The organism is Aliikangiella litoralis (assembly GCF_052495765.1).
Genome location: NZ_CP199292.1, coordinates 3,893,271 through 3,907,035, shown reverse-complemented (window position 1 = coordinate 3,907,035; position 13,765 = coordinate 3,893,271). Strand labels below are relative to the sequence as shown.

Here is a 13,765-nt window from a genome sequence, read left to right as displayed (position 1 = left end):
TTGTCTATAATTAAATAAACTTAAGTTAGATAAGCTTCAGATGGCTGATAATCCGAACAACAAAGAAGACTGGCTTAAATTATTAAAACAGTCTTCAATACCCAGTTTTAGTGCTAGTATTAAAGCATTATCGAGTGCTGAAGCCTATACTAGTAAACACTCTTCTGAACTTGCAAGAACAATCCTTAAAGATCCTAACCTAACAGCCTCGGTTTTAAAGCTAGCTAATAGTGCTCATTTTAATTCAACGGGTCATACAATCAGAACTATTAGCCGTTCTATTTTAGTACTAGGTCATAAATCAATCAAAGAAGTCTGCGCCAGTTGTTTATTAATAGAATCTTTTTTGAAAAATGGTGCATCAGAGCATTTAAAAGCGCTCTTGTCTCGTTGCTTTCATGCCGCGATTCAAGCAAAGCAAATTGCTCATATGCACGGTCAAAAAAATACTGAAGAAATTTTTATATCTGCTTTACTCTTAGGTTTAGGTGAGGTTTCGGTTTATTCAGCCGTTGATAATAAACACCCTTTGTATCGTGAATTGGTTAAATCTTATCCATTAAAAGATGGTGAAGAAAGAGATTTGCTCGGTTGTTACTTCAATGATCTAACATTAGGCCTATGCCAAACTTGGAACATAGCGCCAATGATTGGTGACATGATAGGGGGACATTATGCTGAGACAAGCCCTATTCGCAGCATATTGCTTGGGAGTAGTTTTGCGAGTAGTTGTGAAATTATAGGCCTTAACAAAGCTGTAGATAAACACCTTAAGTCAATTTCTCGATATACAGGTAAAAAACCAGATATTGTTTCTGAAAAAATTGTTTTTGCAACCGAAGAAACCCAAAAAAGTTTACAAAAAATGGGTCTTAATCTTGATATTAAACAAGCTAAGACTATTAATGCTGGCTCGCCAAGTGAAACACAATCGATAAAAATCGACAAAATTCTTCAACTTGACATTATTCAAGAGCTTTCAGTCATTGTCCAAGAGTCGTTAGATATCAATGTTATTTTGCAACAAATGCTAGAAGGGATCCAACGTGGAGGGGGATTTAATTGTGCTTTAGTTGCATTGTTAAACCCTGAAAGGAGTCGAATTTCGGCAAAACACGCTATTGAAAGAGAGGGGAGTTTTAATAAAGAAAACTTTAGTTTTAGCTGTCATCAAGATATACCGGAAATTCAACAAAAAGTAATGAATAATAAAAACATACTTCTGCAAAGTGATTTAAGAGAGAAAGGGGCGACCACGCAAAAAATCAATCGACGCCTTGGTGTTACTCAGTCTTTATGGGGCCCCTTGATTGTTGAAAATAAAGTCATAGGCTGCTTTTATGCTGATAATGGTATTAACGGGCCTGATATTACTCAGGAACAAAAAGATGCTTTTCAATTGTTTGTTTGCCAAACTAAACTTGTTCTTATGAAACTCAAATGAATTATTGTGATTAATGATTTTTAGCAGGGGCTTTAATATAGATTAAATCATTGCCTCGTATAAAGTTTTTTTGCTTGTTTTTACGTAACTGCTTACGTAAACTGTACTTGTTATAAAAGTCATTCTTTATAAGCTGAGTTTATTTTTAAGTGAAAAGCGGCTTTATATTAGCTTTTAATGAATAACCGGTGACACATATGAAAAATTTAGAGGAAATGGGGTTACTAGCACTTGGCTCTCGACTAAAGCGACTCAGTGAAATTTTGTTTCGACAAAGCGATGAGCTTTATAAATCACGTGGTGTTAACCTTCAATCACGTTGTTTTCCACTGCTTCAATTGTTATCAACTTATGAAACTATTTCTGTGAGTCATTTAGCTGAACTAATGGGGCAAACCCACCCTGCAATTAGTCAAATGAGTAAAAAGCTTGAATCTCAAGGCTGGTTATATCATGAAATAGATGCTAAAGATGAACGTAGGCGCTTATTAGCCCTAACACCTAATGGATATGAATTAGTCGATCGGCTTAAACCATTATGGTGTTCCCTTGAAACGGTTATGAAAAGAATACTTGAAACTTCTAGTTATGGTTTATTAGATAATATTCAGTTAATAGAAAGAGAAGTTGAAAAAATGTCATTAAAAGAAAGAGTTGAGAGACTTGAAAGGCAGCAGCGTAGTGATTTAGTTGAAATTATTCACTATGATTCGAACTATGTCGAAGATTTCTATCGGTTAAACCAACAGTGGTTAGAGAAATATTTTTATGTAGAAGCTCATGATCATGAGGTCTTATCAGATCCTGAAAGTTATATTATTGCTAAAGGAGGTTTCGTTCTGTTTGCTCGTTTGGAGCAAAAAATTATAGGAACTGCTGCTTTAATTGTTAATGATAGAGGAGAACTTGAGTTATCAAAAATGTCGGTAGATGATGAGTATCAAGGACTAGGTATTGGTGAAAAACTAGCCAGAGCCGCTATTAATCAATTTCAAGCAACAGACTTTAAAGTGCTTTACTTAGAATCTAACCGCAAGCTACTACCAGCACTGAATTTATATAGAAAACTGGGGTTTGTCGAAAAAGAAAACCCGCTAGAGAAGTCTGTATATAATCGCTCAGATATTTACATGGTATTCGAAGGAAAGGGCAGTGACTCTTAGTTTCTGCTAACCTGATTATTCATTTTTTAATAATGTAAGGTAGCCACAATACATACGTGGTTGTTGTGGCTGTAGAGGTTTGCCAGTTAAATTAAAACTGGCGTGTGATATCTACATACAAAGTTAACGAATCACCAGGTTGCAGGTATTTCTTTTGGCCTTTGTTTTTATTCCACTTTTTAACACTGTGCAAGCTAACATTAAACTTACTCGCTATTCGGGCTAACGAGTCACCGCGGCGAACTTTGTAGCGTATTTTTTTGGTCTTCTTTTTGCCGTTAGACAAGCTTGCCAATTTGGGAGCTTGCTTACTCCAAATTACTAATTTTTGGCCTATTTTCAATGGATCTGTGGGGGCCATATTATTCCATTTGGCCAGCGTTCTCATATTAACTTTGTATTTTCGAGAGATATCCCATATTGAATCGCCCGACTTTACTCTATAAGTAATTTTTTGACCTTTTCTTTTAGTATTGTGCTTGGCCAATAGTCTTTGTTGAGTACTCTTGTGGTATTGATCTCGTTTTGCTGATGCAACAGGAATTAATAAACTTTTACCCGCTCTAATGTTATTACCTCTAATAGAGTTGTTATCTCTTAGCATTTGTACGCTAGTGTCAAACTTTTTGGCAATAGAAATTAAACTGTCACCATTTCTAATTTTGTACTTTTTAAAAGAAATTCTTTGTTCTTTAGGGATCTGGGCAAGATTTTGTTTAAAGCTTTCAATTTTTTCTACCGGAATTAGCACTGTATGAGGGCCACTTGGTGAAGTTGCCCATTGATTAAAAGCAGGGTTTAATTGGTAAAAATCTGACATTGAGATATCTGCAAGCGCTGCAGCTAAGCTAATATCAATTTGTGACTCGGTAGAAACTTGTGCGAAGTAAGGTAAATTGGATACTGGTGTCCATAAATCAGCATGCTTTTCACGATTAGCTAATATTGCGCTTAAAGCTAGTAATTTAGGCACATATGCTTTTGTTTCTTTAGGTAAGTGAAGAGACCAAAAATCAGTAGCTTTACCTTTTCTTTTATTCTTCCGAATAGCCCTACGAACATTACCTTCGCCAGAATTATAGGCCGCGAGAGCATGTAGCCAGTCACCTTTAAATAGCTTGTGTAAATACTTTAAATATTTTATGGCTGCTTGAGTTGACATATAAACATCGCGTCTGCCGTCATACCACCAATTTTGTTTTAAACCGAAATTTTTACCTGTACCTGGAATAAACTGCCACATACCAGAAGCTCTACCGTGGGAGTAAGCAAAGGGATCAAAGGCGCTTTCTACTATTGGTAATAGCGCTAACTCCATAGGTAAACCATTTTTTTCGAGCTCTTCCACAATATGAAACAGATAAGGTGTAGCTCTTTTAGAAACCCTTTTCATATATTCAGGGTGTTTTAGATACCACGATTGCTGAGCCCGGATACGTCTATTATCTGGTATGTCAAAACTCAGCTTTGAACTGACTCTTTCCCATACATCCAGATAAGCTTCAGGATCTACTACATCTGTTTGTTCTGAGAGGCAGCTTTCTAAAAAATTCGGCGGGCTGACTATTTCGGGGGCAACAGTTTTTACTGGCTGGTTGGCATCTACAGATGCTGCTAGCTCGCGATTATTCAGCTCATCATTTTGAGCAAAATCGATTGATTTACAGGCCGTTAGGGCAAAGGATAGAGCTAATACAGACAACTTAAGCTTCAAATGGTAACCCTCGTGATTCTTTTATTTATTACTGTTATAAGATAATAGTGGCTGCAAATGGTATTTTTTACAGCGACTTATGTCAAATAAACATTCAAAATTTGTCTTTACTATGTCTTATTGCTGCAAAAACATCATTTTGCGATAAGTGTAGCCGATTACCTTGTTGTTGAGCGAATTTAATAATTGAAGGTTCAAGAACTCGCATAAAGGGATTAACCTGTTTTTCAACGCCAATACTAGTGGGAAGTGACGGCTGGCCTTGCTTTCTTAGGCTTTGTACCTGTTTCGTATAGTTTTTTAATTCTTGATTATTGGGGTCAACTGATTGAGCAAATTTTAAGTTATCTAATGTATACTCATGAGCAGGATATACTTGAGTCGACTCTGGCAGAGCCATTAATTTTTGAATGGAATGCCACATTTGCTCTGGTGTTCCTTCAAATAGCCGTCCACAACCACCTGAAAACAGCGTATCGCCACAAAATAATAAATTAAAATGAGCCGACGTTGATGGTGCAAAATATGCGATATGATCTAAAGTATGACCTGGAACCGAAAGTACCTGAAAAGTGAGTTCTAATTGTTCAATGTAAATTTTTTGAGCTTCGATACAAGTAACATCAATATTAGCAATTTTGTGTGTATCGGGGCCAAAAACTTTAGCTGAGTATTTTGTTTTAAGTTGTTCGACACCATCTATGTGATCCCAATGATGGTGGGTAATCAGTATTGCGACTAATTGAAGAGAATTTTCTAATAAATAGTGGTCTACTACATGAGGATCACCTGGGTCGATAACAATAGCGCTGCTATCGTTATGAATAAGCCAGTGGTAGTTATCATTAAATGCCGTAATAGGCGTAATAGCTATCATGGAAACCTTAGGCTATTATTGAGTTTAGTTACATATTTTAGCGGAATACTGCACTGGAGGCTACATGTCTAAAAAGAGTGGAATAAACAGTCCAATTAAGTATCCTCTTTTATCAAAGAGCAGGATCGATTTAATTACTGGCAAATTATCACCAATTTTAGCTCAAGTATTTGGCTACCATGCTCTTTTGTATTCGTCTTTAGCTAAAACATTGTGCAGTGATGCTTTATGTATTAAACAGCAAGTGGTTATTGGTAAAGAAGGTGAGAACATTTCGCTTAAGTGTCATTTTGAAGAATTACCAATAGCATCTGATAGCATTGATTTAGCTCTATTGCCGGGGGTTTTGCAACAAAGCCATAATCCGCATCAAGTTTTACGAGAAGTTGAAAGAGTTCTTATTCCTGAAGGTGTCGTGGTGTTAATAGGACGTAACCCACTGAGTTGGCAAGGTATAAGCCAAAGAATAAAGCAAAGAAATGTTAAACCTGAACATAAATTTAAGGATATTAGTCGAGGTCGAATTGGTGATTGGTTTCGGTTATTAGGTTTGGAGGCCGAGTCGATTATTAACATTAGTGTTACTAATGATCGTTTACAAAAAAGTCATAGTTATTTCTGGGTTAAACGTTTAGGTCAAATTTTTTGTGATTATTTTTGTAGCTACTATATAATCGTGGCGCGGAAGAAGGTGTCAACCTTAACTCCAATTAGACCAAGCTGGCGACGAAATAAGCACTTAGTACCTCCCAGGCTTGCAGAACCGAGCGTCAAGTCTCAAGTTGAGCATTGGTTTGAGCAACTAAAATAAAGTTAGTAATAAAATAAATAAGGTTAACAGTTGAGTCAAATTAGTATTTTTACAGACGGTGCTTGCCGTGGTAATCCTGGCCCAGGTGGGTGGGGAGCAATTTTACGTGCAGGTAAACATGTTAAAGAAATTTATGGTGGTGAAGCCGAAACAACTAATAATAGAATGGAGTTAACTGCTGCAATTAAAGCGCTTCAGGCAATAAAAAAGCCAAGCGTTGTTGTTTTGACAACCGATTCTCAATATGTACGTAAGGGAATTACGGAGTGGTTAACGGGATGGAAGGTGAGAGGTTGGAAAAACTCAGCTAAAAAACCGGTTAAAAATGTTGATTTGTGGCAAGCGCTTGATGAGCAAAATATTCGTCATCAAGTTGATTGGCGTTGGGTTAAGGGGCATAGTGGACATCCTGAAAATGAGCGGGCTGATGAATTAGCTAATAAAGGGATTGATGAGTTGAAGTAGGTGGATTTCTACCGTCAGTATATCCTCTGCCAGGGGTTAAGTTCCCTTGCGGTCTAGCTCTTTATCCCAAGCTACGAGCCTTTTTGATGCATAACTAGCGATATACTTAATGTTCTGTTAAGAGCCCGTTGAAACAAGCTCATCTGCCTCACCTTTCCATTGGGTTAATGGTAAGAAACTAAATGCTAACACTGTCCCCACCGGAAAAGTAAGCAACATCAATACTCCAACACCGACCGAAATCTTTCTCGAAATTTCACTACCACGCTTACTTCCATATGCTAGAGCTAAATGCAAGATTGCAGGAAGTGAAAATGTTATGGGTATTCCTACCTTTCCTGAAGGAGTCATATCTCCCCACGTCCAATATACGAACAGAACAGCAAGCAAGAATGTGACTCCAGAGAGCCACATGTGGAATCTGTATAGTTTTATCTGGTTTGGGTGAGATTCAACCAAAATCCTACTCCTAATTAGCTATTTTACTAACTTAAAGTTATTATTCTGTTAGTAGTTCCAATTTGTTTATACACTTTTTCTCCCAATAATCCTTCATTTCTTCATAAAGCTCCGAATCATTACTCGCGCTTCCATCGCCTTTTTCAATGGCAATATTGCAAAACGTATCTTCAAATCTTCCTGCTAGGTCCATGTCTCTATTGCTTCTCTAATGTGGTATCATTGAGTTTTTGTTTCATGAGTTCCAGAGTCTTTATCCTTTCCTCATATAAGTCCCAGTCCTTATGTAACTCGGTTAATCTTATTTCCATGCCATCGATAGCTTGAATTGCTAGGCCGCCAATTTCTTCTTCGCAAGTGCCGTCAATTTTCAACTGGGCAAATGCTAAACCTAAAATAGATTCTTCGTATGTCTGTCTGGCGTAATCATCGCTCTCATCAACTGGAAGAGATACTTCCCAATCACTCATTAAACTGTCAAAGAAGCTTATAGCAGAGCGCTTTTTATTCTTCGGTCTCCATTCTTCATAAAAACCAAGAACATCCGCACCAGTATCATTTCCATTGGGCGCAAAATCATCTGCGCAGTTCCAGTAAAAAGGGGAGTCGAGAATCTCTCTTGCTTTAGGGTGGTAATCAATCCAATCAACGCCAAGTTTATCCCACTCATCCATCGAATCACGCTTGCGCTGCCTTTCGTCGTCTATTTGCTGTTGGAGGAGTGCAAACTTTTCTTCGGTATCAGGTAAATCCTTCACCTTATTCTGCATAGATGAGAGAAACGCGTCGAAGTCGAATAAGTCGCTTTTCTTCAGTTTTGGCTTTAAAAGCGTTAACGAATCGATAATTTCTTTAGCACAATCGACAAACAAGCCAAGTTTGGGAGGGCCGTATCCCTTAACTAAGCCAGAGTCACCCAGCTCACTTAGGATGTTTAATTCGAACCGATTCTTTTTTCGATAGAATTTGGTGCTTGGCAGGCCTTTGAGGAAATTGTGGTATTGATCGAACAGTGATTCAAGCGTTCTTTTGGCTCGACCACCCTGGAAATAAACATGGATTTCTAGCTCTTCTATTGAAGAGCCAAAACTTGGGCTGTTAAGTTCCAAGAAGTCCCCGATGAGTGAAAGGGTAGCGTGTCCACCATAAGTATTATAAGTGTGAATGTTGACGTCTATTTCCATTTTTTATTACCCTAGCTTTATTATAAGTCTCTATACCTAATGAGTTATGTCAGAATTGCCTTTTAAATCAATGTCAAAATATAAAGCTCCAAAATTGAGTTTGGAATTAGCCTCTAAAGCTATACAATACCGTATCATACTTAAGTTGGCTGGTGCTGTTACGCTGACTTTAATGACAATTTTAAGCTGGTTATTTAAACGTTATCAATAAAAGAACACTGAAATATTTGTAATGACTAATAAAAACAATAAAAAACAGATAGATAGGAGTTTATACAGATGAGACAAATTATTTTAGATACGGAAACGACGGGATTGGAAACTAGCCGTGGTCACCGAATTATAGAAATTGGCTGTGTTGAATTAATTAACCGAAGACTGACAGGCAACCACTTCCATGTTTATATTAATCCAAGAAGAGAAGTCGATGACGGGGCAATGGAAGTTCATGGTATTACCAATGAATTTTTAGCTGATAAACCTTATTTTGAAGACATTGCTGACAGTTTTTTAGAATATGTCAAAGGTGCTGAGTTGGTTATTCATAATGCGCCTTTTGATGTTGGTTTTTTAAATTATGAGTTTAATTTATTAAATCGCTCACTTGGTAAAGTCGAAGACTATTGCGGTGTGCTTGATACCCTGGTTCTCGCTAGACAAATGCACCCAGGACAAAAGAACAACCTGGATGCACTATGTAAACGCTATTTTATTGATAACTCTCAGCGTGATCTTCATGGCGCATTACTGGATTCGGAGATTTTAGCTGATGTTTATTTAGCCATGACTGGCGGTCAAACAGATTTGACCTTAACTCAACGTCAAGATTATTTAACCGCTAATCGTGATGAAGACGGTATTAGAAGGCTACCTGTAAACAGACAAGCATTTAAAGTGCTCAAAGCGAGTGATAATGAAATAGATGAACACAAGCGCTATTTGGAAAAAATGCGAGAAACTTGTGGTGATAAGCTGATTTGGCAGTAATCTTTTATTTGAGTGTACAAATTTGAGCTACCTATGAGCTCGCTTTATTTACTCTATAAGGTGTTAAAATAAACGTTTTAAGTTAAAAAGCCATGACTCAAAGTTGTATTACTTAAGTCGTGGCTTTTTTTAATGTTTAATTATAGAGGTTTAGATTTAAAGCCCTAAAACTTCTTTACCTTGTTTGAAAACAATATCAACCGGGATATTCGCATCTTCTAGTCGTCGCAAGTCTTTTTCTAATTGAACTTTAATGATCCCACTGTTTTCTAGTAATTTTACAGCGGTTTGATAGTCTCCGTTACCTTGAATTGTCAGTATTAATTCTGATAGCTTGTTCATGGCTATGGTCATCGCATCAAAGTTAACTCGGTATAGCCCTGTTTTATCATTACGAGTAAAGGCTCCTGATTCTTTGAAGTAGTTGAAACGGATCATATTAGCTTGCCCATGTGCGCTTGAAGCACCAAAGCGAACACTTCGGAAAATTCCTGCTAAAAATGTCACATAATTATCCATTAATTTTCCATTAGTAATATCACCTGAGTCATACAACTTAGAGATCATATAGAGTCCTAAAATGTCTGCTTTGCCTTCTTCAAGGGCCGAAGCGGTTTCTTTCAGACTATTGCGAACAGGACCTTTACCATTAATAGTATTCTTTATTCCTAAACCGTGAGCGACCTCGTGAAACATGGTGTTGGCAAAAAAGGCGTCAAATTTAATGAATTTACGCTGATCTTCAGCGATTAGCTCATTAGCTATTGGCATTAAAATATGATCAAACTTTGCTTTCATCGCATTTTTTAGTTGTAAACGCCTGGTTCCTTTTTCAAGTTGCACTTGTTCATCATTAGGCAAATTAATGGCGATGGTTTTGGAGCCTGCATTGCTGTGGCCAGCATAATAAATGACATCATAGGCATTGAGATCTGAATTTGTGCCAGGTTTTTCTTGCTTATACAGATCGGCTACTGGCAGTCCTTTTTGTAGTTCAGGTAAAAAAGCAGCAAACTTTGTCAATTGCTCACTCCATTTTTGATCTTTAACTAAAACATAGGCTTCATAAGCGGCCCTGTAACCAAACAGACGATCTTCATAGGTTTCAATTGGACCTAACACTAACTCAATAGGGTTGGTTTTCATATCCATCCAGGTAAAGTCACTTTTTTGGAACTGATCAGTCAAAAGTGCATCTGCCCGTAATTGTAAATAGTGACTAAACTCCTGATTTTCAGCTAGTTTTGCCGCTTTTTTTAGTATTTCGGCTGCTTGAGTTAACTCTGCTTTAAATTCAACATGAAATGGAACAGAATAAAGGCCGCCATCAGTGTTGCGTTTAATAATTGAATAAAGGGATTGAGCATCTGCAAGTTTAGCATTTGTTAGCTCCGTTTTATCCATATCGGTAGGGTAAAATTGAGCGCCAAGTGGCTTTTCTGAATACCCGTTTACAAATGGTTTGTCTCCATCAAGCCGGTCCCAAGGACCATAATTAATGTCTGCAAATTTTCTTGTGTCTGGATCTTGTATGCTTTCTAACAGTGCACTTTTATTGCCATATGCCTGCTTCCAGAAAAGATCATCCATAATCTTGGAAGCATCAATGAGCAGAGCAATCATTTGTTTTTGTTGAGCGCTTAAATGAGAAAGATCAGCTGTTAACTTTACTTGTTTATAAATACCGAACCGTGGGTTAGATAATGTTTTTTGGGGAGGTTTGGCATTAACTGTTTGGGGCGGTGGCTCTAATGTCTCGTTTGCTTTTTCTGAGTGACAACCGACAATAAATAAGCTTAAAAATATCCCAATTATCAATTTTATTTTCATTATTACTCCAAGTTACAGCTGTTTTGTATTATATCAAGGTATAGATTGAACGTTATTCTAGCATTTTGATGGGGGAATTGTTTATTGCTATTTCGATTGTTTGGTTGGTTTTAGGTTTATTCAGGCATTGTTCAGTCATTGGATGATTAAATGGTCTTAGTATCCAAATCTAGCGGAGAGAACAATGAAGAAATATTGGTTGGTATCAGCGTTATTATTAAACTTTTCTGCGATTGCTGCGACCGAGAACAAATTAGAGTCTAGTGTGGCGCACTCTCAAGCATCCTCAAAAGGTGCAATGGCTAATCAGTCTCCTACTCATGTGAATACGGGAATTACAGAAGTAAAGCGTAAGACGGTTAATAAACAAAAAAGACCGCAATTACAGGCTAAGCAAAGTCAAAAGAAACTTTCGGCAAAATATCGATCGTATGTTGCTAGTACTTCTGCGCGTGCAGCTGGTTTTTTAATTGATAGTGTCTGGACTAGTTTAGATTATGATCATGATGGAGATGGTTATTTCAGTGAGTTTACGGTTAACTTTGATGCTAACTTTTCTGGCGGTTATGCGGATGTATTTGCAGAACTTTACCTAAGCAAAAATGGAGGACCATGGGTACTTTATGAAACAACGGATGTTTTTACTATTCATGCCAATGATAGTGATGATTATTATACGGTTTCAACCAAATTGAACTACGGTTTTCCTACTGATAATTACGATGTTTTGATTGATTTGTTTGAGTCTGGTTATTCTGGTGTGGTTGATACCGTCGGACCTGACGAGTTTGGGAGTTTATCAGCATTTCCATTAGAGGATAATGAGCACGAGTTAAATAGTGATAATACACTGATAACTTATGTTGCTTCGGAACTTTCTGGTGACCTAGATGCTGATGGCTTTTATACCAAATTAACTCTGGAATATGATATTGATACATTTAATGCTGGTCGGCTAGTTTACGCAAAAGTTATTTTAACTAACACCAATACATTTGAGTCAAATGTGGTAACAACAGAGAGTTTTACACTAGGTAATCAAACAGAAATTATTGATCTTATATTACAAGGGGGCTACATTGCCGGTTGGTATGATGTTGAAATTCAATTAGTTGATAATAGAACAGGACAGGTATTAGCGAATGCTGCACAAGATTTTTCTTCTTTGTCACAGCTTGCTATTGAATCGGAAGATTATGATTACCATTATGATTCAACTGTTGAGGTTGATCCGATCCATCATGATCATGATTCAGATAGCCATGGGCATGGTGGCGGCTCGTTTGCTTGGTTATTGATAGGATTGGTTGGAGCGCTAGGTTTTCGTCAGCAATTAAAGCAGTAACTCACTTAAAATCAACTTAATAAAAAAGCCACTTTGTGGCTTTTTTTATAAACAGCAAGCTAGCTCAAAGTCTATTGGTTCTTGGAAAGGCGTTTTTTTGTGTTGTTCATCAAAGTACTTAAAAATAATAGTGCTACGGTGTTTTCCACAGCTAAATTCAGGAAATAAATTATTTTCATTAGGGATCCTAACACGTATTAACTGAAGGGAAATATCTGCTGTTTCAATTAAATAGGTCCCCATTGGGGCTGTATGAGTTTTCCATTGGGTGGTATCTCGAGAAATTTTTAAAATAACTTCAACACTTGTTTTTATGCCTTTTATACTTTCAATCCAACTTTGTAATTGTTGTTGTCTAAACGAAAAATCTTTATTAAGAAATAAAAATAATTCGGGGCTATCAAACTGGCAAGCTCCGCCAGGAATACTGGTGCGATGTTTTACATTTTCAATAAATGAATGTTTTCGTAGTTTATCTCCAAACTTACCTTCATAATTGAAAACCCATTGCTTTAGTTGGTTTATTTGAACCAAAAAATTGTCAAGTTTCTTTAAGTCAACTTCTGGACTCTGCTTGAGGTTGGTAAATTGATCGGCCAGTCTTGAAAGTTCTTTTGTCAGTTCTGAACGAGTATCACCATGTTCGAGTATTTCTAATATCTCAAATAAAATTTTTAAAGCGTAGTAGTGGTTGTCTTTATGGGTGGCTAAACGGTTGCGTTCAAACTGTTGAAACAAGGCTTCTAAGCGTAAAAAACTTCGTATTTGAGGTTTGGCTGGGTATTCAAAAATAAGCTTTGGCTTATCATCGTTATGATTTGTTGTTGGCACGTGCTCTCCTCGCTAATTATCACTTAGCGTAAGGTAGTAATTATGAAGTTGTTCTACCTGAGTTTCAAGTTGATTAAAATCGCCATTATTATCAATAATATCATCTGCAAGTGCTAGTTTTTGTTTTCGAGTTGATTGGTTCGCTATTATTGACTGGGCGTCAGCTTTTGATAGGTTATCCCTTGCACAAAGTCTGTTGATTTGATTTTCTTCTGTGACATCAACAACCAGAATTCGATCGATAAAATTGGCTAAGTGAGCTGGTACTTGTCCTGACTTATCAATTAGAAGTGGAATATCCAAAATAACATAAGGAGATATTGCGGCGGCTAGTTGTTGCTCTATGTTCTCTGCTACTTTGGGGTGAGTTAAACGGTTTAGCCAAGCTAAATCTTCTTTTGAGTTAAACACTATTTTTCCGAGTTTTTTTCGATCCAGTTCGCCATTGGAGAAAAATATATCATCACCAAATTTATTTTTTAGAGAGGTTAGTAAAGGCGCGTTTGGTGCGAATAAATCTCGAGCAATTTGATCGGCATCAATCAATGTTATTTGATGTTGTTTAAATAATTGACTAACCGATGATTTACCCGATGATATTCCACCTGTTAAGCCTATTCTGAGTTGATTCATTGATTAACCAAGCCTTTCTAGA

General features: G+C 37.0%; 14 protein-coding genes. 6 read left to right on the top strand and 8 right to left on the bottom strand.

Annotated features, from left to right (window positions below; all coding sequences use genetic code 11):
- The first annotated feature begins 40 nt into the window (after positions 1-40).
- Both ACT5E3_RS16155 and ACT5E3_RS16150 read left to right on the top strand, forming a co-directional pair.
- On the top strand, positions 41-1,444 hold the full coding sequence (locus ACT5E3_RS16155) for an HDOD domain-containing protein (RefSeq protein WP_444994575.1): 1,404 nt from the start codon (positions 41-43) through the stop codon (positions 1,442-1,444).
- Between the two features lie 197 nt (positions 1,445-1,641).
- Complete coding sequence (locus ACT5E3_RS16150) at positions 1,642-2,607, top strand: bifunctional helix-turn-helix transcriptional regulator/GNAT family N-acetyltransferase (protein ID WP_444994574.1); 966 nt, start codon at positions 1,642-1,644, stop codon at positions 2,605-2,607.
- Positions 2,608-2,698: 91 nt separating this feature from the next.
- Here the strand turns inward: ACT5E3_RS16150 and ACT5E3_RS16145 are convergent, their stop codons facing one another.
- Together ACT5E3_RS16145 and gloB are read right to left on the bottom strand one after the other, a co-directional pair.
- Positions 2,699-4,321, bottom strand: a complete 1,623-nt coding sequence (locus tag ACT5E3_RS16145) for a LysM peptidoglycan-binding domain-containing protein (RefSeq protein WP_444994573.1) — start codon at positions 4,319-4,321, stop codon at positions 2,699-2,701.
- 94 nt (positions 4,322-4,415) lie between these two features.
- Positions 4,416-5,198 carry a hydroxyacylglutathione hydrolase gene (gene gloB, locus ACT5E3_RS16140; RefSeq protein WP_444994572.1) on the bottom strand — a complete coding sequence of 261 codons (783 nt, stop codon included), beginning with the start codon at positions 5,196-5,198 and terminating at the stop codon, positions 4,416-4,418.
- Between the two features lie 64 nt (positions 5,199-5,262).
- Between gloB and ACT5E3_RS16135 the strand changes: the two genes are divergently transcribed.
- Both ACT5E3_RS16135 and rnhA read left to right on the top strand, forming a co-directional pair.
- Entirely contained in the window at positions 5,263-6,009 is a 747-nt protein-coding gene (locus ACT5E3_RS16135) for a class I SAM-dependent methyltransferase (protein ID WP_444994571.1), read from the top strand.
- A 30-nt stretch (positions 6,010-6,039) separates the two neighbouring features.
- Positions 6,040-6,474: a ribonuclease HI gene (rnhA, locus tag ACT5E3_RS16130; protein WP_444994570.1), complete on the top strand. Its 435-nt coding sequence runs from the start codon at positions 6,040-6,042 to the stop codon at positions 6,472-6,474.
- A gap of 117 nt (positions 6,475-6,591) precedes the next feature.
- Here rnhA and ACT5E3_RS16125 read toward each other — a convergent pair whose 3' ends face one another.
- The 3 genes from ACT5E3_RS16125 to ACT5E3_RS16115 form a co-directional block, all read right to left on the bottom strand.
- Positions 6,592-6,825, bottom strand: a complete 234-nt coding sequence (locus ACT5E3_RS16125) for a hypothetical protein (protein WP_444994569.1) — start codon at positions 6,823-6,825, stop codon at positions 6,592-6,594.
- A 148-nt stretch (positions 6,826-6,973) separates the two neighbouring features.
- A complete protein-coding gene (locus tag ACT5E3_RS16120; RefSeq protein WP_444994568.1) occupies positions 6,974-7,126 on the bottom strand; it encodes a hypothetical protein in 153 nt (50 codons plus the stop codon).
- A 4-nt stretch (positions 7,127-7,130) separates the two neighbouring features.
- Entirely contained in the window at positions 7,131-8,117 is a 987-nt protein-coding gene (locus ACT5E3_RS16115) for a hypothetical protein (RefSeq protein WP_444994567.1), read from the bottom strand.
- A 279-nt stretch (positions 8,118-8,396) separates the two neighbouring features.
- Here ACT5E3_RS16115 and dnaQ point away from each other — a divergent pair, with 279 nt between their 5' ends.
- The gene (gene dnaQ, locus ACT5E3_RS16110; RefSeq protein ID WP_444994566.1) at positions 8,397-9,104 is read left to right on the top strand and encodes a DNA polymerase III subunit epsilon; all 708 of its coding nucleotides are present in this window, start codon (positions 8,397-8,399) and stop codon (positions 9,102-9,104) included.
- A gap of 156 nt (positions 9,105-9,260) precedes the next feature.
- On the opposite strand, the gene ACT5E3_RS16105 is transcribed toward dnaQ, so the two are convergent.
- A complete protein-coding gene (locus ACT5E3_RS16105; RefSeq protein ID WP_444994565.1) occupies positions 9,261-10,934 on the bottom strand; it encodes a dipeptidyl-peptidase 3 family protein in 1,674 nt (557 codons plus the stop codon).
- A 184-nt stretch (positions 10,935-11,118) separates the two neighbouring features.
- Here ACT5E3_RS16105 and ACT5E3_RS16100 point away from each other — a divergent pair, with 184 nt between their 5' ends.
- On the top strand, positions 11,119-12,279 hold the full coding sequence (locus tag ACT5E3_RS16100) for a choice-of-anchor H family protein (RefSeq protein WP_444994564.1): 1,161 nt from the start codon (positions 11,119-11,121) through the stop codon (positions 12,277-12,279).
- A 45-nt stretch (positions 12,280-12,324) separates the two neighbouring features.
- Here ACT5E3_RS16100 and zapD read toward each other — a convergent pair whose 3' ends face one another.
- Together zapD and coaE are read right to left on the bottom strand one after the other, a co-directional pair.
- The gene (gene zapD / locus ACT5E3_RS16095; protein ID WP_444994563.1) at positions 12,325-13,110 is read right to left on the bottom strand and encodes a cell division protein ZapD; all 786 of its coding nucleotides are present in this window, start codon (positions 13,108-13,110) and stop codon (positions 12,325-12,327) included.
- Between the two features lie 12 nt (positions 13,111-13,122).
- Entirely contained in the window at positions 13,123-13,743 is a 621-nt protein-coding gene (gene coaE / locus ACT5E3_RS16090) for a dephospho-CoA kinase (protein ID WP_444994562.1), read from the bottom strand.
- Positions 13,744-13,765 lie beyond the last annotated feature (22 nt).

Excerpts from the sequence above, each read along its gene's own strand:
- coaE (WP_444994562.1), bottom strand. The coding sequence starts at position 13,743 with ATGAATCAACTCAGAATAGGCTTAACAGGTGGAATATCATCGGGTAAA.
- ACT5E3_RS16120 (WP_444994568.1), bottom strand. The coding sequence starts at position 7,126 with ATGGACCTAGCAGGAAGATTTGAAGATACGTTTTGCAATATTGCCATT.
- ACT5E3_RS16100 (WP_444994564.1), top strand. The coding sequence starts at position 11,119 with ATGAAGAAATATTGGTTGGTATCAGCGTTATTATTAAACTTTTCTGCG.
- ACT5E3_RS16125 (WP_444994569.1), bottom strand. The coding sequence starts at position 6,825 with ATGACTCCTTCAGGAAAGGTAGGAATACCCATAACATTTTCACTTCCT.
- gloB (WP_444994572.1), bottom strand. The coding sequence starts at position 5,198 with ATGATAGCTATTACGCCTATTACGGCATTTAATGATAACTACCACTGG.
- ACT5E3_RS16135 (WP_444994571.1), top strand. The coding sequence starts at position 5,263 with ATGTCTAAAAAGAGTGGAATAAACAGTCCAATTAAGTATCCTCTTTTA.
- ACT5E3_RS16115 (WP_444994567.1), bottom strand. The coding sequence starts at position 8,117 with ATGGAAATAGACGTCAACATTCACACTTATAATACTTATGGTGGACAC.
- dnaQ (WP_444994566.1), top strand. The coding sequence starts at position 8,397 with ATGAGACAAATTATTTTAGATACGGAAACGACGGGATTGGAAACTAGC.
- ACT5E3_RS16105 (WP_444994565.1), bottom strand. The coding sequence starts at position 10,934 with ATGAAAATAAAATTGATAATTGGGATATTTTTAAGCTTATTTATTGTC.
- ACT5E3_RS16155 (WP_444994575.1), top strand. The coding sequence starts at position 41 with ATGGCTGATAATCCGAACAACAAAGAAGACTGGCTTAAATTATTAAAA.
- ACT5E3_RS16150 (WP_444994574.1), top strand. The coding sequence starts at position 1,642 with ATGAAAAATTTAGAGGAAATGGGGTTACTAGCACTTGGCTCTCGACTA.